This window comes from Streptomyces sp. B5E4 (assembly GCF_039871555.1).
Classification (GTDB): Bacteria; Actinomycetota; Actinomycetes; order Streptomycetales; family Streptomycetaceae; genus Streptomyces.
The window spans coordinates 40,877-57,228 of sequence record NZ_JBDPMI010000019.1; the positions used below are offsets into that span (position 1 = coordinate 40,877).

The window sequence follows — 16,352 nt, forward strand, 5'->3', positions numbered from 1 at the left end:
GGTGACAGTCCGTCCCCCGCGTCAGAGCTTGTCCAGCGCGACCGTCTGGAATCCGGGCACCGTGTCGTCCACGGCGAGCGTGAAGTCGCCGCGGCCGTCCGCGGAGATGCTGCTCGCCGAACGCACGATGGAACGGGTCAGGCTCGCGGCGAACTCGCGCAGCGCGGCGGCCGGCGAGATGGCGGAGTCCTGCTGCATGAACGCGCGGAAGTTCGCGACCTGGCTGATCGTGGCCGTGTCCGCCTCGCCGATGCCGAACGCGATGATCTTGGGGCAGTAGCGCGACTCGGTCAGCTCCCGCAGCGTCTCCTCCCACCCGTCGTCGGTGGGCACCCCGTCGGAGAGGAAGAACGCCACCGGCCGGTAGACCTCGTGGCCTTCGGCCTTCAGATCGGTCACGTCCGTCTCGATGCACGCCTTGAGGACCCGGAACGCCTGCCCGTACGACGTGACTCCCCCGGCGGCGAGCGCGGGCAGGTCGCTCAGCTCGCTGAGGTCCACCAGCGGCTGGAGCACCTTGGCGTCGTCGGAGAAGCCGATGAGGGCGAAGCGGGTCTTGTCGGCCACCGTGGGGTTGGTGCTGATCTCCTGGTGCAGGTCGGGCAGCGCGTTGTTGATGGCCTCGATGGGCGCGCCGCTCATCGAGCCCGACTCGTCGCACACCAGGTAGAAGGGCAGGATCTGCACGGGCGTTCCTCCGGTTCAGCGTGGGGACGGCGTCAGTAGGTGTAGAAGTAGATCTCCAGGTCGGCGCGCCCGCCGGCGCCCCTGAGCAGCACGAAGTCGCGGGTGGTCGCGCCGCGGAACATCCGCGGACGGGCCTCGTCGAGCAGGGAGTTGATACGGCGGGCGTAGGCGACGCCGGCGCCGGCGTCCTGGTGGTGGCCGAAGGTGAGCACGATGGCGGCCTGGCTGCCCTCGTGTTTCGCGGTGGCCTTGCGAAGCTGTTCGATGATGCGCGTACGGTCCGAGGAGTCGGCCTCGACCGCGACCTTCACCGGCTTGCGCTCCACCGCCCGCGGCCCCGACGGGCGCGGCGACGGCTTCGGCGATTCCGCGCCGGGCGACGCGGAGGCGCCGGGCTCACTCTGCCGGGCCGCCGCCGGATCGCCCTGGTCGCCCATGGCGATGAGGGCGAGCACCAGCAGGACGTCGGCGAAGAGCCAGCCGGCGAGGTGCAACGGGTGCAGCCGGCCAGAGCGCCGCCCGGACCTCACGGCGCTCCCCCGTCCGCCGGGCCGGCCGCCCCGGGCCGGTCGGCGGGCTCGTCGGCGGGCAGACCGGGTCGCCGCAGCCCCGGCACCGCGGGCACGAGGTCGGCCACGGGCTCGGGCGTGGCCCGTACCGCCGTGGCCCGTAGCGAAGTGGCCAGCTCCGCGACGCTCGAAGCCATCGCGTGCAGCGCGTCGGTCTGCTCGGCGATCCGGCGGGCCGTGTCCTGCGCCGCGGTGACCGCCAGCGCCGACTGCTCCGCCACCTCCCCGAGCCGCGTCAGGGTCTGCGCGGTGACGTCGGCCGCCACCTCGGTGCTGGTCGTGAACGACCGCTGGGACGCGGCCAGCACGGTGACCGCGTCCTCGACCCGCTCGCCGGCCCGGTCGAGCCGGTCGCGGATCTCGCCGTTGACCGCACGTACGTCGCCGAGCGCGCCGTTCATCCGCGCCCCGCTGTCGAGCACCGCCTTCGCGACCCCCTCGGCCGCCTGCTCCAGCGGCGCCACCGCGGCGTCGACGCCCGCCAGCCGGCGCTCCGCGCCGCGTACGGCCGCGCCGACCTGCTCGGACGCCTTCGTCAGCCGCTCCTGCGTCGAGACGGCCTTGCTGGTCAGCCGGTTGAGGTTGGCGGCGGACTTGCCCAGCTCCGCGGCGAAGCGCGCCGGGGAGCCCAACCGCTCCTCGTTGAGCAGGAGCTGGGCCCGGGTGAGCACGGGCAGCAGCCGGGCGAGGAGGCGGTCTCCGTCCTGGCGCGCCTTCTCCTCCGCGCGGTCGGCGGCGGCCCGGCCCCAGCCGTGCAGCAGCGCGAGGAGCAGCAGGCAGGCGATGACCGCCGTGGCCGAGGCGACCACGTGCCCGAAGGTGAACCACCCGGTGAGGTGTCCCTCGAAACCGGTCTGCCAGAGCTGCAGGAAGGGGCGTTCCGCCTGCTTGGGCTCGGCCTGCGTCAGTGCGTCGTACGCGCTGGACGCCCTGGTCAGACCGAACCACGTGAGCAGCAGCGGCACGAACACCAGGGCGCCCAGGGTCGCTTCCACCCAGGCGAGGTAGCGCGGCTGCGGCGGCGGGCGCAGCGCCTCGTGCACCGACTCGGGGCGGCCGTAGGCCGCGATGAGGTCCAGCTCCGTCCACGGCTCCAGGTCGCTGGTGCCGATGCCGCGCAACGCGTGGGCGAGGGTGGTGAGTTCGTCACGCCGGGAGGCGAGCCCGGGTTCCTCGGCGAGGTCCGTGAGGTGTGCGGCGACACCGTGACGATCCCCCAGAGCCCCTAACGGCATGCATCTACCCCCCAGCAGACCACGGGGAAGCGTGCTCCGCCGCGCACTCGTCACGGACGGCCCCGGAACTCCCCCCACCAGCCGCGAAGTCACCCGCGGCACCTGCGGCGATGCTAGCGCAGCGGCCCGTGCCCGGCCGGTCGCTCCGCGGGATCCGGTACAGGGCTGCGACATGCGGGCGGGCGCCGTCAGGTGCGGGGGGCCTCGAAGTGGGCGGCGGTCTCGGCGTCCGCCGGGTAGTAGGACTCGATCGCGACCTCGGCCAGCGTGATGTCCATCGGCGTACCGAACGTGGTGATCGTGGAGAACAGCCGCAGCTCCCGCCCGTCCACGCGGAGAATCATCGGGATCACCACGTCGGACGCGACCGTCGGGCCCGGCGGGTCCGCGGCACCGGGCGCCAGCAGCTCCTCGTAGAGCGCGTCGAGCCCGGGGTCGGGGGCGAGGGCGAGCTGGCGGCGGATCCGGGTGCGGAACACCGTGCGTACGTCGTCGAGGTTGACCACCAGCGGGGCGAAGCCGCGCGGGTCCAGGCCCAGCCGGACGAGGTTGACCGGCGGCCGGAGCAGGGCGGGGTCGACGCCGGCGAAGAACGGCTCGACCGCGCGGTTGGTCCGCAGGATGTTCCACCGGCGGTCGAAGGCCACCGCGGGGTACGGCTCGTGGGCGCGCAGCACCCGGGCGACCGCGGCCCCGGCCGCCGCCAGCGCCTCGTCGTCGAGCGGCCGCTCCGGGTACCGGGGGGCGAAGCCGGCGGCGAGGAGCAGCCGGTTGCGCTCGCGCAGCGGCACGGCGAGCTGATCGGCGAGGCGGAGCACCATGGCGGCGCTCGGGTTGGTCTTGCCCGTCTCGATCAGGCTGACGTGGCGGGCCGAGACGTCGGCGGCGAGCGCGAGGTCGAGCTGGCTGAGCCGCCGGCGGTGCCGCCACTGCCGCAGGAGGTCACCGATGGTGTGCACGGTTCCCGAGAGTACGCACCGTGGCGTCGTACGCCATGAAATGCCATGTCATCGACAGCCGCCGCGACCGCGGAAAAACTGCGTCGCATGACCGCAGACAACAAGACCCTCGTACGACGGGCACTCGCCGAGCTGATCGAGACGGGCGGCACCGACCGCCTCGCGCCGCTGCTGAGCGACGGCTTCGTCCACCACCGGCCCGACGCGACCACCTCGGACAAGGCGGCGTGGCTCGCCGCCGTGCACGCGGCGCTCACCCCGCTCGCCGGCATGCGGGTCGAGATCCACCACCTGCTGGCCGACGGCGACCACGTCGTCATGCACTCCCGGCGGTGGCTCCCCGACGGCGGGCCGGAGATCGCGGTGGTCGACGTCTGGCGGATCGAGGACGGGCTGATCGCCGAAGCCTGGGAGATCATCGAACCGGTGGCCGAGGCCACCGCGCATCTGACGTGGTGGGAGGCGCCCGCAGAGCGCTGACCGTCCCGTACGGACCACGTGCCCCGGGCACGCTGGAGCGGGCCGGGGGCGCTCTGCGCCGCGTTACCGCGCGCCACCGCCGGTGAACCGTGCCGCGCGTAGCCTCGTCTTCCACCGGACACATGAACTGCGGGAGGGGAGACGCATGTTCGGCATCATTCGGCCGTGCCGCTGCCGGCTGCCGAAAGGGCTCGCCAAGGAGTGGCTGGGGCACCTGTGCGGGCTGTGCCTGGCGCTGCGCGGCCAGGGCGGGCAGGTCGCGCGGGCGGCCACCAACCACGACGGGCTGCTGATATCGGTCCTGTACGACGCGCAGGCCGCCCCGGCCGAGGGCAAGGCCGGCGGCGGCTGGCGCACCGCAGGGCCGTGCCCACTGCGCCGGATGCGGCGGGCGGAGGTGGCGCACGGGGACGGGGCGCGGCTGGCGGCGGTGGTCTCGCTGCTGCTGGCCTCGGCGAAGATCCGCGACCACGTCGCCGACGGCGACGGCGCGCTGGCACGCCCGGTGCTGGCCGCCCCGGCGCGGCGGGTGGCCGGCGGCTGGGAGGCGGCCGGGGAACGCGGCGGCGCCGGGCTGGGGTTCGACACCGGGGTGCTCGTCGAGGCGGTGGAGCGGCAGCGGGAGGTGGAGGCGCTGGCGGGGCCCGGCACGTCGGTGCTGGTGGTGACCGAGCCGACGGAGCTGGCGACGGCGGCGGCGTTCGCCCACACCGCGACGCTGGCGGGCCGGCCCGGGAACGCGGCGGCGCTGGCCGAGGCCGGCCGGCTTTTCGGCCGGGTCGCGCACCTGCTGGACGCGGTGCAGGACGCGGAGGACGACCGCCGTACGGGCGCGTGGAACCCGATCACGGCGACGGCCACGGAGCCCGCCCGGGTACGGCAGTTGTGCGACGACGCGACGCGCGGCGTCGCACTCGCCCTGGCGGACGCGGAGTTCACCGACGACCGGCTGGTCCGCGCCCTGCTGGTCGGCGAACTGGAGCGCGCGGTGCGCCGCACCTTCGCCCACGCGGGCGACCAGTTCGGCCCCCCGCCACCGGACTTCGCACCGCTGGGGCAGGGCACGGAGGGCGAGAAGGGGGAGGAGCACAAGGAGAAGGGCGGCTGCGACTGCGGCGGCTGCGGTGGTTGCGACGGCGGTTGCGGCAACTGCTGCGACTGTTGCAGTTGCTGCGACTGCAACTGCTAGACGCGCGGGCGGAGGGGGCTCGGGTGGCGCGGCTCGGGGCCTTCGACCTCGCCTGCGCGGTCGTCGCCTGCGCCGCGCTCGGGGTGTGGCTGGGGCTCGGCGAGGCGGCGCCGGCCGTGGTGTTCGCCGTGGCGGCCGACGCGGCGGCGGCGCTGCCGACCGTCGTGAAGGCGTGGCGCGACCCCGCCTCCGAGAACCTCCTCTTCTCCGTCCTCGTCGGCACCGGAGCCACGGTGACGCTGCTGACGATCTCCTCGTGGTCCCCGGCGGCCGGGGCGTTCGCGGCGTACGTCCTCACGCTGAGCGTCGCGCTGGTGGCCATCGTGTCGGGCCGGCGGCGGGCGCTGCAGTACGCGTAGGGCGGGCACTGCGCCCGCCCTACGCGCGCACTGCGGTCAGCCCTTGTCGAGCATCGACTTCATCGCGTCGATCTCGGCCTCCTGGGAGCTGATGATCTGCCCGGCCATCTTCTTCGCCGGCGCGTACGAACCGTCCGCCAGCTCGGTCTCGGCCATGGCGACGGCACCCTCGTGGTGCTCGATCATCATCTCCATGAAGGCGGTGTCGAACGCGGCGCCCTTCGCCTTCTCCAGGCTCTTCATGTCCTCGGCGGACATCATGCCGCCGGCGGAGCCGTGCAGGGAGTGGTCCATCTCGCCTTCCGCGGGGACGTCCTCGCCCCAGGAGGTGAGCCAGCCGGAGAGGGTCTCGATCTCCGGGTCCTGGGCCTTCTTGATGTCCGCGGCGAGCTTCTTCACCTCGTCGGACGCGGCCCGGTCGGGCGCGAGGTCGGCCATCTCCACGGCCTGCCGGTGGTGGGGGATCATCCCCTGGGCGAAGGTGACGTCGGCGGCGTTGCGGTCCTCCTGGGAGGCGGCCGGGCCGGACGCGGAAGCGCCGCCGTGCTTGCCGTGGTCTCCCGACTCGCCGTCGGTGCCGCCGCAGGCGGCGAGGAGGAGGGCGACCGCGCCGGCGGTCGCCACCGCGGCGCCGCGGCGGTACAGGGAACGTGTGCGGATCATGACTGTGCAACTCCTTCGCGCACGCCGGTCGGGGCGCGCGGAAACGTACGGATGTCGGGCATGCGGCAGCACGGCACCGGCCCTGAACAGGGCGTACGAGGGTCGTACGGGGGATGCCGTGCGGGCCGCTGCTATATCCGCAGGAGTTGGAGCTCGGCCAGATCCGGCGGCGCCCGGTCGGGCACCCCCGCCGCGGGCCCGGCCATCGGCACGGGGGCGGCAGCGGGAGCGCCGGGCAGGGCGTCGGCGAGGGCGGGGGGCGCGTACGCGGAGGCCGTGCCGGCGGCGGCACACGTACGGTCGGCGTGGGCGAGATGCCCGGAGCCCCCGTCGGTGTGGGAGCAGGCGTCACCGGCGGGCGTGGCGACGGGAGTCCGTTTTCCGGGGGCGTGGGCCGCGGGGGTCTGCGCGGCGGGTACGAACACCGCGGGGGCCTGCCCCGCGGGGACGTGCCCCGCCGAAGCCTCCTGCGTCCCGGAGACCGGCATCGGCATCTGCGCCGTCACGGGCGCCTGCGCCGCCGGCGCCCCGTGGCCCGGGGCCATGGCCGTCGGCCGCTCCGCGGCCGGCGCGCCGCCGGGCCCCAGCGCGTGCATGCCCAGCACGCCCGCCAGCACCGCGAGCACCAGCAGCACGAACGACCGCCCGGCGGGGCGGCTGCGCGGTCCGGTGCGGATGCTGCCGGTCATGCCGCCAGCGTACGCACCGCCACCGACAACCCCCCACCGCCCCTCGTACCGCGGTCGGCCCCGCCCGGCTAGCGTTCGACGCGCCGCAGGCCCCGTACCGCCGGGATGGCCAGGAGCAGGAGGCAGGTGAGTACCGCCATCGTCGCGGACACGAACAGCAGCGGCACCGTGCCCACCACCCCCGCCAGCGGTCCGGCCGCCGCCTGGCCGACGGGCTTCATCACCAGCGAGCCGGCGGCGTCGTACGCGTGCACCCGGCCGAGGACGTCCTGCGGGACGTGCGTCTGCACACTGGTATGGAACATGACAATCCAGAAGGCGGCGCCGATACCGCTCACCCCGTAGCAGAGGGCGACGAGCGGTGCGGAGAGCCCGAGACCGACGCCCAGCGGCATCAGCGCCCACACCGTCATCGACAGCGCGCCGGCGCGCAGCGGGTGCCGCGGGCGCAGCCGGATCGCGACGAGCCCGCCCACCACGCTGCCCGCCCCGAGGGAGGACATGACCAGGCCGAACGTCGAGGCGCCGTAGTCGGTGACGAGCGTGCTGTTGCCGAGGGTCGTGGTGGGGCCCGCGCCGGCGAGCTGCCAGAGCATGAAGACGACGATGACGCTCCACAGCCAGGTGCGGGCGGTGAACTCCCGCCAGCCCTCGACCAGGTCGGCCCGGAACGACGGCGCGCCGTCGCGTGCGGTCCCGGGACCCATGGGGACCGCGCGGAGCGCGAAGAGGCAGGCGCCGCTGACCGCGTACGTCACGGCGTCGAGGGCGACGACGACGGCGGGCGAGGAGACGGCCAGCAGCAGCCCGGCGAGCGACGGGCCGAGGACGAGGGTGACGGACTCGGCGATGCGCAGGGTGGCGTTGGCCTTCTGTACGTCCCGGGCGACGCGCGGCGTGATGCTGGCGACGCCGGGCTGGAAGAGCGCGCTGCCCGCGCCGACGAAGGCCAGCAGCACAAGGATCTGCCACAGCCGGGGCGTACCCATCAGGAAGAGCAGCGCGAGCGCAATCTGGAAGACCAGCCGCGCCGCGTCCGAGACGACCATCAGCCGCCGGGCGCCGAAGCGGTCGGAGAGCACGCCGCCGAAGATGATCAGCGCCGCGAACGGCGCGACGAGAGCGGCCAGGGCGTAACCCACGCCGCTCGCGCCGTAACCCGCGCCGAGCACGGCGGCGGTGATGGCGACCGGGAGCATGGCGTCGCCGAGGAGGGAGGTGGTGCGGGCGGTGAAGAAGAGCCGGAAGTCCGTCGACCACAGCGGCGCAGGGGAAGCGGAATCCTCGGCTCGCAGCCCACGGGCCATCTCCGAACCAGCCACCGCACACCGCCCCAGGCACGCCGCCGACCCCGACCGGTGCACCACTCTTGCGCCGGGGCGGGCCCGGGGTCAACGGAATATGCGGGTCGGCGACTTCGGCCGGCTACGCGACTACCGGCCGGAACCGCTCCGAGGCGGGAGCAGCGCGGCGCGCGGGTCGCCGGGTCGCCGGGACGGCGAGGCGGCGGACGCGGCGAGGCGGTGAGGCGGCAAGGCGGCGACGCGGCGACGCGGCGAGGCGGCGAGGCGAGGCGGCGGAGGATCACCGGTCTCTCCGCCGTGCTGCGGCGCGTGGAGGGGGCCGGTCGGGTCGGGTCGCCGGTTGAGAGTGGGCCGAGCACGGCGAGCACGGCGAGCACGGCGAGCACGGCGAGCACGGCGAGCACGGCGAAGACAGCGGGGCCGCGGAGGTCCGTCCGGCCTGCTTGCCGCAGCCCTGCTTCACCCGCACACCCACCCAAGGGTAGGCCGCTCCTCTGACAACGCCGTGCTGTGCTGACCGCGGTGGCTGCGTTTGCGGCGCGGCCACGGAAGGGGCGGCGCTGGGGCGGTACGGGAGCGTGGCGCGGCCCGGTTCGGGGGGAGCGGCGCCGGGCGGGCGGCGCTCCGGGCGCGGAGACCGGCACCCGGGGGGCGGTGCCGGGCGGGCGGCGCTCCGGGCGCGGAGACCGGCACCCGGGGGGCGGTGCCGGGCGGGCGGCGCTCCGTTGAGGGAGCCGGTCTACGGGGCCAGCGGCGAAGGGAAAAGGGCGTCGTTAAGGCTCCCCCCGGGCCACCCCGCTTTCGAGCGTGCGGGCCTGCGTCCGGTGTCAAGGGCGCTCCCTCCGCTTCGCTCCGGGAACGTCGCTCCGCGATGGGGCTTCGCCCCACCCTTGACACCGGACTCCGGCCCGTAAAGGACCGGCAGCTAAGGGTGGCCCGGAGGGAGCGGGCGCCCTCCGACTGGGCCTACGGATGCCGAGCCCTGCGGACGGGGAGGCGGGCGACCGGGCGTCGGGCCTTCCCCGATCGCCGTTGCCCCGGCGGACGGCGGGGGTGGAGGCGGGCCGGGCCCGGTCGCCGTTGCCCCGCCGGACGGGGCGGTAGCCGGAGACGGCTGCGCCCCCGTCGCGGGGACGCCCCCGGCCGGCGGAGGCGGAGGCCGGAGACGATTGTGCTCTGCTGCGGATGTGTACTGGCGGGCGGAGGCGAACCACGGACCTGGGCTTCTCCGGTCGCCGACATCCCCTGTAGACGGGGGCGAACCCACGGATCCGGGCTTCCCTCATCGCCGATGCCCCCGGCCTGCGTGGGCGGAAGCCGGAGGCTGGGCTTGCCGTGTCGCGGAGGAGCCGCGCCGGGTGGCCAGTTGCAGCGCCGGGGTAGGCGCCGCTCGGAGTCGACCGGGCGGTGGGTGCGCGCCGTGGGGCGAAACTCGGGCTCCGGGGCCCGATCGGCCCGTATCCGAGGGTGTTACTACGAGTGACGACCCAATTCCTCCGCTCCGAAGCCGCGGACGGCGGCCACCGGGCCTCGGAACGGCCGCGTGCACACCGACGGGCAAAAGTCAGCCCGCGAGGGTGATTTGCCCCAGTTCGGTGGCGGCGTTACCGCGAGTTACGGCCCAATTCCTCCGCCTAGTGCTGTGCCCGCATAGGTTCACCGGGTTGGCGGTCGTGGCGGTTGGATGTGCGGCGATGTCCGATCTGATCGCTGGAGACCCGGTGGCCGAGCCGGTCCGTGTACGAGGCGGACGCCCCCTCAACACCCCAGCCTGACCAACCGCGAACCGCAGCCCCCGGAGGATGACTCAGGAGGCGGACGGTTCGATCTCCCCCGCAAAGACGATGACCTGGTCGATGAGGCTCCGCCGCAGATGGACGACGTCCGTTCCCGCCAGGCGGGGACCTCCGTCCCGCATGGTAAAGACCCACTGGTACCGGGCCCACTCGTCAGGCATGTCCACCGCCGAGCTGCGCACCATCGTGCCGGTCCCCGCCGGGTGGCGCCGGATGTCCAGGACGAACCGTTCGACCGCCGCGATTCCTTCGCTGCGGCCCAACGGCCCCCAGAAGACCACGTCTGAGGTGAGAGCCTGGGAGAGCAGGGCAGTCACGAAGCTGTCTTCCGAGGCGTTGAACGCGGCGATGAACGTGTCGATCGCGGAGCGTGCAATCTCTTCCTGCATGCCCCAGTAATACCAGCCGTTTCGTCTGCGCTCGTCCCGCGAGCCGCCTCCCGATCACGGTGAACCATCCCGGTCACAGCACTAGGCACCCTGAACGGCGGCGGCCGGCCTCGGAATCGGCCGCATGCGTGTTGATGGGCGAAAGTCGGCCCGCGGGGGCGGTTTGCACCGGTTTGCCGCAGGAGTTACTGCGAGTTCCTCCCGATTGCGTTCAATCGGGGTGGCCTGGGCGGTGGTTGGCGTGGCTGCGTGGGCGAAAGTCGGGGCCGGTGGGCGATTTGGGGCGGTTTTCGGGGTGGGTTACCGCGAGTTCGTCTCGGCCGCGTGCGTTCCGTGCGGGCCGGGTGCTGGAGGGTGGGCTGTGGCCCCGTGGGTGCGGCTGGGTGCGCGAAAGTCGGCACCCGGGGGGCGATTCGGCCCGCATCCAGGGCTGTTACCGCGAGTGACAACCCGAATTCTCCGCCCCAGCGGTGAGGGCACGCCCCGGCGGGCAAATCACCGGGCGGATGCACGTCGTGCGGCAGGTGTTGGGCCTTGCTTCCCCGGGTGCACGGGTTCTGGGCACTGGCGGGCGCGGAGTGTTGTGCGTCATCGCCGCCGGGGCCCGAGCCGGGCCCTCCGGGGAGCCGGCTGCCGTTCGAGGTGGGACCCGATGCTCCAAAACCCCCGTACGGGCTGCTCCCCTCCGACACCGCCCACCCCGACTCGCCCCCCCGACACGGCAGGCACTGCCGTCCCCCAGGGCTCCGGCCCCGGCTTCCCCGGCCCGCCCCGTACCCCCGTACCCCCCGTATCCGGCCCCACCCCTACGACGTACCAGCTCAGAACCCCGCCGCAACCGCACTGTCAGACCAGCCGCATACCCTTGGGTGGGCGTGAGGGGAAATGGGTCCCTGGGCGAATGGTCCCGGGTGTGAGGGGGAATGGGGTCCGGGCGAAGACGACGCCCCCGGTCCTGCCGCCCCCGCCCTCGGTCCTGCCGCCGCCCCGGCTCAGGTCCGAGCCGGTGCGCGGCTCGTCCGCGAGCAGGGTGGTCTCGCCGCGGTGGCCTCGGCCCCCGTCCTCCGGGGACCGATCCGTAGGGCCTTCGACGGGGTGCCGCTCCCCCCGGGCCACTCATAGCCGCCGGTCTTTCGGGCCGGAGTCCGGTGTCAAGGGTGGGGCGAAGCCCCATCGCGTAGCGACGCTCCCGCAGCGAAGCGGAGGGAGCGTCCTTGACGCCGGGCGCAGGCCCGCATCATCAGGAGATGGGTGGCCCGGGGGTGCCCGAGCGACGCCGGTAACCCCGACGCCGCCCCCTCGGACGCCGGGTCGGCGCCGTTACAGCAGGTGGTCCGCCTTGCCGGCTTTGATGTCGCGGATGAGCGTACGGAGGGCTTCCACGGAGTCGGTGACCCGGTGCTCCTCGCTGCCCGCCACGGCGATGTGCGCGTTGCCTTCCGCGTCCGTGCCTATGCGGAAGCACGCATTTCCTTCGCCGCAGAACGGGTCTTCCCAGTCGATGGGGTGGGGCATGGTTACCTCGTTTCAGAGTTGGCGTGCGATCTCGTGGATGAAGTCGCGGGACTCATCCGGCGGCAGAGCCGCGTCCTCCTGCCGGTCGAGTTGTGCTCGGTACTTCGCGAGCTGTCCGTCCGCGTGCAGGAAGTCCGGGCCGTGCAAGTTGTCGATCTGCACGGTGTCGAGCTGAGGGACCGCCTCCTCGGCGTAGAGGATGTTCTGACCGGCGCCGGGAAAGGACCCCCGATCGAACGGGATCACCCGGACGGTGACCTTCTCCCGGTCGGCCATGTCGAGCAGGTGCTGCAACTGCGCGCGAGCGACCAGCCGACCGCCGAACTGCATGCGCAGAGCTGCTTCGTGTACCACCGCGACGTAGTCGGGCGGGTCGGTGCCGAGGAGTACCTGCTGGCGCTTGGCGCGGTGGGCGAGCCGGAGGCCGATCTCGTCGTCGGGCAGGGGCGGCATGACCTCGCGGAAGACGGCGAGGGCGTGGTCCGAGGTCTGCAGCAGGCCCGGGACGTGCACGGTCGTTCCGATGCGCATCCGGCGGGCGTGTGCCTCCAACTCCGCGATGTCCAGGAGCCCGTGGGGAAGGCTGCCACGATACCGTTCCCACCAGCCCTTCTCGCCCGGCTGGGCCATGGCGACCAGGGCCTCGACGTACTTCTCGTCCGTGCAGTGGCAGTTGCAGGCCAGGGTGCGCAGCCGCTCCGGGGTGATGGTGCGCTGGCCGAACTCCATGTTGGAGATTTTTCCGCTGTCGACCCCCAGCAATCCGGCGGCGTACGTGGCAGACATGCCGGCCGAGGTGCGGATCTTCCGTACCTCGCTCCCCAAGCGCTTCTGCCGCTCAGTCGGCGTGTTCCTGGCAGCCATGGCTGTTCCTCCATGCGCGGGGCAGAATTTTTCATGACGCTAGCAATTCTGCCCCACCTCCGTCTACTCTCAGTTGCGCGCCAGGTACTCACAGCAACGCCGGAAGCGCACCGCGCGAGCATGCCCGCTCTCCCTGGGGTGGGCGTGCTCGCGCCCAGGGAGGCATGCCACCGGCACGTCAACGACCAACCCCGGCCCAGGAGTACGCCATGCCCCCACACCCCTCCACCCCCGCTCCGCGCATCCCGCCCCTCCCCGTCCGCTGCACCTTCCCCGCCCACCCCCTCTCCGTCCCCCGTGCCCGCCGCGCCGTCCTCGACGCCCTGCCCCGCCCCCATCGCCCCCGCCTCGGTGACGACCTCCAGCTCCTCGCCTCCGAACTCGTCACCAACGCCGTACGCCACGGCGCCCGCCCCGCCGAGGACCACCTCATCGAGCTGCTCCTCTGGCCCGCCGACGGCCACTACTGGCTCGCCGTCTCCGACCCCGGCCCCGGCACCCCCTCCCTCACCGCACCCGGCATGGCCGCCTGCGGCGGCCGTGGCCTCCTCCTCGTCGATGCGCTCTCCGCCGCCTGGGCCGTCGTCCCCCGCCGTACCTGCGGCAAAGCCGTCGTCGCCGGGCTTCCCCTCGACGTCCGGTGACCACGGGCGGCCGGCAACGGCTTCCGGCCCCGGCGGCATGGGGGCACCGCCGGGGCCGGATGGGGTGGGGACGGGGTCAGCCGAAGGCGCGGACGGCCTGGTAGTAGACCCAGGCGGTGCTGTCGCAGGAGGTCTTGGTGGCGCCCGAGTAGCGGTTGCAGACGCGCTTGAGGTCCTCGTAGAAGGCGCTGTCGAGGCGGGACTTGTTGGCGTCGAAGGTGCCCATCTCCTTGTAGTTGCGGTAGCCGAAGTCGTGGCGCTGACAGGACTTCTGGAAGGGGAAGCCGAAGGGGTTGTCGGGGGAGCTGCTGCAGTAGTCGGTCGACCAGTTGAACTCGTACGCGGCCCAAGCAGAGCGGTTCGCCTCCGCCGAGGCCCAGGTGTTGTAGCTCGTCGCGCTGGTCTGCGTGAAGCTCGCGAGCACCTGGGCCTTGTCGGCGGGGACGGCCTCGGCGGGGGCGGCGGTTGCCAGGAGGGCCGCCGCGGTGACGCCGACGGCGACCAGACCCTTCTTCGCGGTGGGGCGCATGGGGACTCCTCGGGTAGGTGCGCCGGGTCGCGGCGCACGGCCTGGGGGTGCGCCAACTGCCGCGGGAGTGCCGGCAGTCGGCCGTGCCGGCGCTCAGACTATGCGCGTAGAATGGCCGTGGGAAGTCATGCCCCTGACAGAATCATGAAGTCGGTGTACGTCCCCCAACCCCCGCAACCGCGGCGCAACCGGCGTGCATTACCCGTGCATTACAACGGAAAGCGGCCGAGTCCCCACCGACAAGCCGACGAACGGATGACCGGACGATGAAGCGTCGCAGCCTGCTCACCGGAGCCCTCGGCGGCGCGGTCGCCGCGCCCGCCGCCGTCACCCTCGGTGCGTCGAAGGCGAGCGCGGCGGTGTCCGACTACCCCATCGCGCTGACCGATCAGGCCACCAACAGCTTCCAGGTCTTCGACCGCACCGGCGACTGGTCCGGGGCATCGAACTGGAGCTTCACCCCGGGCACCACGAACGGCTGGGACGACCCCTTCGAGATCCGCTTCCGCGCGACCACCCGCTACGGCACGATCGCGCTGATGACCGCCGGCCAGCCCGGCAACGGCCGCGCCGGCATCGTGGCCGTCACCGGCAACGGCAACCGGCTGGACCGCGGCGACCTCATCTGGGAGACGTCGGTGGCCAGTTACCCGCACTGCATCGAGCGCATCCCCAACCTCGCCGCCGTCGTCGTCGCCGGCACCCGCGACCGCATCCACGTCTACGGCGGCGCCGACAGCGACCACTCCACGCTCCGCGAGGTGCAGACGATCACCGACATGCCCAAGCCGCACGCCGTGCTCTGGGACGACGTGAACGACCTGCTGTGGGTGACCGGCGGCACGGTCATCCGCACCTACCGGGTCACGGGCGCCAACTCCACGGCGCGGCTGGTGAAGTCGGGTACGGACATCGCGTTCGCGGGCAACGGCCACGACATCCAGCCCGACTACACCGACCCCGGCAAGCTGTGGGTCACCGACAGCGGCCGGGTGTACTCGCTGGACAAGGCCACGCGGAAGGTGACGATCATCTCCGAGGAGAACTACGTCAAGTCCTACGTCCGTTACACCGACGGCGAGGCGATGTGGACCCTGGACCCGACGCCCGCGGACCCGCCGTGGGGCGGCCCGACCGTCTACTTCTCCGGCGGCCAGTCGAAGACCCGCCCCGGCGCCCAGATCTACAAGGCCCGCATCGTCACGACCCGCTTCCACTGACCCCGCCGACACCGCCCGGCCCGCCGACACCGCCCGGCCCGCCCGGCCCGTCGAGCAGCGCCGAGACCCCCAGCAGCGTACGGGCCGCGACCAGCGCCGCCAGCACGACCGCCGCCCCGCCCGCGACGAACGGCACGCGCAGCCCGTACGTCGCGGCCAGCACCCCGCCCAGCAGCGAGCCCAGCGGCAGGCTGCCCCAGCTCAGGAACCGGTGGACGCTGCTGATCCGCCCCAGCAGCCGGTCCGGCACGACGGTCTGCCGGACCGCCGCGGTCAGCACGCTCCACGTCATCGTCGCGAACCCGAATCCGGCGCTGCTCGCCCCCGCCACCCACGGATGCGAGGTCGCGCCCATCGCGACCGTCGTCAGCCCGTGCCCGAGGACGGCGGCCACCAGGGACGGCCCGGCCGCCGCGGGCCGGATCCGCCCGGCGGCCCAGGACCCGGCGACCGCGCCGACCGCGACGGCGCTGGACAGCACCCCGTAGCCGACCGCCGACAGGTGCAGCGTCTCCAGGGCGTACAGCACGAAGACGGCCATGGTCATCGCGCGCGCCAGGTTCATGAACGTGACGACGACCGACAGGGTGCGGATCACCGGATGGCGCCACAGCCACCGAAACCCCTCCCCTATCTCCCGCAGCAGCCCGGCGGTCGAGGAGTCGGCGTCCGGGGCGCGCTCCGGCCGGAACGTGCCCCGCAGCCGGCTCAGCAGCGCCGCGCTCGCCGCGAAGCTCACCGCGTCGAGCACGAACGGCACCGCCTGCCCCACCCGGAAGAGGAAGCCGCCGAGCGGTGGTCCGGCGAACTCGTTGGCGCCCAGCTCCACCCCGAACAGCCGCGCGTTGCCGCGGGTGAGCTGCTCCCTCGGCACGATCCGCGGCAGGAGCGTGGGCGCCGCGGCGTCGAAGACCACCTCCCCGATCCCCAGCAGGAACACGAACGCGCACAGGACCGCGATCGAGGAGCGGTCGGCCAGGACGGTCGCCGTGAGGAGCGCGGCCAGCGACATCCGGACGAGTTGGACGGCGACCATGAGCCGACGGCGGTCGACGCGGTCGGCCAGGGCGCCGGCGGGGAGGCTGACCAGCAGCCACGGCACTTCGGCCGCCACCGACACGGCGGCGACGGCCACCGGGTCGCGGGTCACGGCGGCGGCCAGCAGGGGCAGGGCGGTCAGGCGGACGCCGTCGCCGAGGTTGGAGACCGCGGAGGATAACCACAGCCGCCGGAAGTCCGCCCCCAGGCCCGTCACGGTGGC

17 protein-coding genes are annotated in these 16,352 nt (G+C 73.5%); 5 read left to right on the forward strand and 12 right to left on the reverse strand.

Annotated elements, in window-relative coordinates; genetic code table 11:
- Nucleotides 1-21 precede the first annotated feature (21 nt).
- From ABGA99_RS22930 to ABGA99_RS22945, 4 genes are all read right to left on the reverse strand, one after another.
- Nucleotides 22-687, reverse strand: coding sequence for a VWA domain-containing protein (locus ABGA99_RS22930; protein ID WP_347581378.1), 666 nt, complete (start codon nt 685-687; stop codon nt 22-24).
- Nucleotides 688-719: 32 nt separating this feature from the next.
- A complete protein-coding gene (locus ABGA99_RS22935) occupies nt 720-1,217 on the reverse strand; it encodes a hypothetical protein (RefSeq protein WP_347581379.1) in 498 nt (165 codons plus the stop codon).
- Complete coding sequence (locus tag ABGA99_RS22940) at nt 1,214-2,491, reverse strand: methyl-accepting chemotaxis protein (protein WP_347581380.1); 1,278 nt, start codon at nt 2,489-2,491, stop codon at nt 1,214-1,216. The genes ABGA99_RS22935 and ABGA99_RS22940 overlap by 4 nt, the downstream gene beginning before the upstream one ends.
- Before the next feature lie 188 nt (nt 2,492-2,679).
- Entirely contained in the window at nt 2,680-3,450 is a 771-nt protein-coding gene (locus ABGA99_RS22945; protein ID WP_347581381.1) for a helix-turn-helix transcriptional regulator, read from the reverse strand.
- An 87-nt stretch (nt 3,451-3,537) separates the two neighbouring features.
- Here ABGA99_RS22945 and ABGA99_RS22950 point away from each other — a divergent pair, with 87 nt between their 5' ends.
- From ABGA99_RS22950 to ABGA99_RS22960, 3 genes are all read left to right on the forward strand, one after another.
- A complete protein-coding gene (locus ABGA99_RS22950; protein ID WP_347581382.1) occupies nt 3,538-3,930 on the forward strand; it encodes a nuclear transport factor 2 family protein in 393 nt (130 codons plus the stop codon).
- Nucleotides 3,931-4,075: 145 nt separating this feature from the next.
- Nucleotides 4,076-5,119 (forward strand): DUF5685 family protein, encoded by a 1,044-nt coding sequence (locus tag ABGA99_RS22955; protein WP_347583329.1) that lies wholly within the window; start codon nt 4,076-4,078, stop codon nt 5,117-5,119.
- Between the two features lie 23 nt (nt 5,120-5,142).
- The gene (locus ABGA99_RS22960; protein ID WP_347583330.1) at nt 5,143-5,478 is read left to right on the forward strand and encodes a hypothetical protein; all 336 of its coding nucleotides are present in this window, start codon (nt 5,143-5,145) and stop codon (nt 5,476-5,478) included.
- A 36-nt stretch (nt 5,479-5,514) separates the two neighbouring features.
- Here the strand turns inward: ABGA99_RS22960 and ABGA99_RS22965 are convergent, their stop codons facing one another.
- The 6 genes from ABGA99_RS22965 to ABGA99_RS22990 all read right to left on the reverse strand — a co-directional run bounded on the left by ABGA99_RS22965 (nt 5,515) and on the right by ABGA99_RS22990 (nt 12,698).
- Nucleotides 5,515-6,141, reverse strand: coding sequence for a DUF305 domain-containing protein (locus ABGA99_RS22965; RefSeq protein WP_347583331.1), 627 nt, complete (start codon nt 6,139-6,141; stop codon nt 5,515-5,517).
- Nucleotides 6,142-6,272: 131 nt separating this feature from the next.
- Nucleotides 6,273-6,830, reverse strand: coding sequence for a DUF6153 family protein (locus ABGA99_RS22970; protein WP_347583332.1), 558 nt, complete (start codon nt 6,828-6,830; stop codon nt 6,273-6,275).
- Between the two features lie 68 nt (nt 6,831-6,898).
- Nucleotides 6,899-8,152 (reverse strand): MFS transporter, encoded by a 1,254-nt coding sequence (locus ABGA99_RS22975; RefSeq protein WP_347583333.1) that lies wholly within the window; start codon nt 8,150-8,152, stop codon nt 6,899-6,901.
- Between the two features lie 1,789 nt (nt 8,153-9,941).
- Nucleotides 9,942-10,319, reverse strand: a complete 378-nt coding sequence (locus ABGA99_RS22980; protein WP_347581388.1) for a nuclear transport factor 2 family protein — start codon at nt 10,317-10,319, stop codon at nt 9,942-9,944.
- A gap of 1,320 nt (nt 10,320-11,639) precedes the next feature.
- Complete coding sequence (locus tag ABGA99_RS22985) at nt 11,640-11,834, reverse strand: hypothetical protein (RefSeq protein ID WP_347580887.1); 195 nt, start codon at nt 11,832-11,834, stop codon at nt 11,640-11,642.
- A gap of 12 nt (nt 11,835-11,846) precedes the next feature.
- The gene (locus tag ABGA99_RS22990) at nt 11,847-12,698 is read right to left on the reverse strand and encodes a helix-turn-helix transcriptional regulator (RefSeq protein ID WP_347583334.1); all 852 of its coding nucleotides are present in this window, start codon (nt 12,696-12,698) and stop codon (nt 11,847-11,849) included.
- A 209-nt stretch (nt 12,699-12,907) separates the two neighbouring features.
- Here ABGA99_RS22990 and ABGA99_RS22995 point away from each other — a divergent pair, with 209 nt between their 5' ends.
- On the forward strand, nt 12,908-13,342 hold the full coding sequence (locus tag ABGA99_RS22995) for an ATP-binding protein (protein ID WP_347580889.1): 435 nt from the start codon (nt 12,908-12,910) through the stop codon (nt 13,340-13,342).
- Between the two features lie 76 nt (nt 13,343-13,418).
- Here the strand turns inward: ABGA99_RS22995 and ABGA99_RS23000 are convergent, their stop codons facing one another.
- Complete coding sequence (locus ABGA99_RS23000) at nt 13,419-13,871, reverse strand: phospholipase (RefSeq protein ID WP_347580890.1); 453 nt, start codon at nt 13,869-13,871, stop codon at nt 13,419-13,421.
- Between the two features lie 266 nt (nt 13,872-14,137).
- On the opposite strand from ABGA99_RS23000, the gene ABGA99_RS23005 reads away from it, so the two are divergent.
- Nucleotides 14,138-15,091, forward strand: a complete 954-nt coding sequence (locus ABGA99_RS23005) for a DUF6528 family protein (protein WP_347583335.1) — start codon at nt 14,138-14,140, stop codon at nt 15,089-15,091.
- Here ABGA99_RS23005 and ABGA99_RS23010 read toward each other — a convergent pair.
- Nucleotides 15,072-16,346, reverse strand: a complete 1,275-nt coding sequence (locus tag ABGA99_RS23010; RefSeq protein WP_347583336.1) for an MFS transporter — start codon at nt 16,344-16,346, stop codon at nt 15,072-15,074. The genes ABGA99_RS23005 and ABGA99_RS23010 overlap by 20 nt on opposite strands.
- Nucleotides 16,347-16,352: the final 6 nt, after the last annotated feature.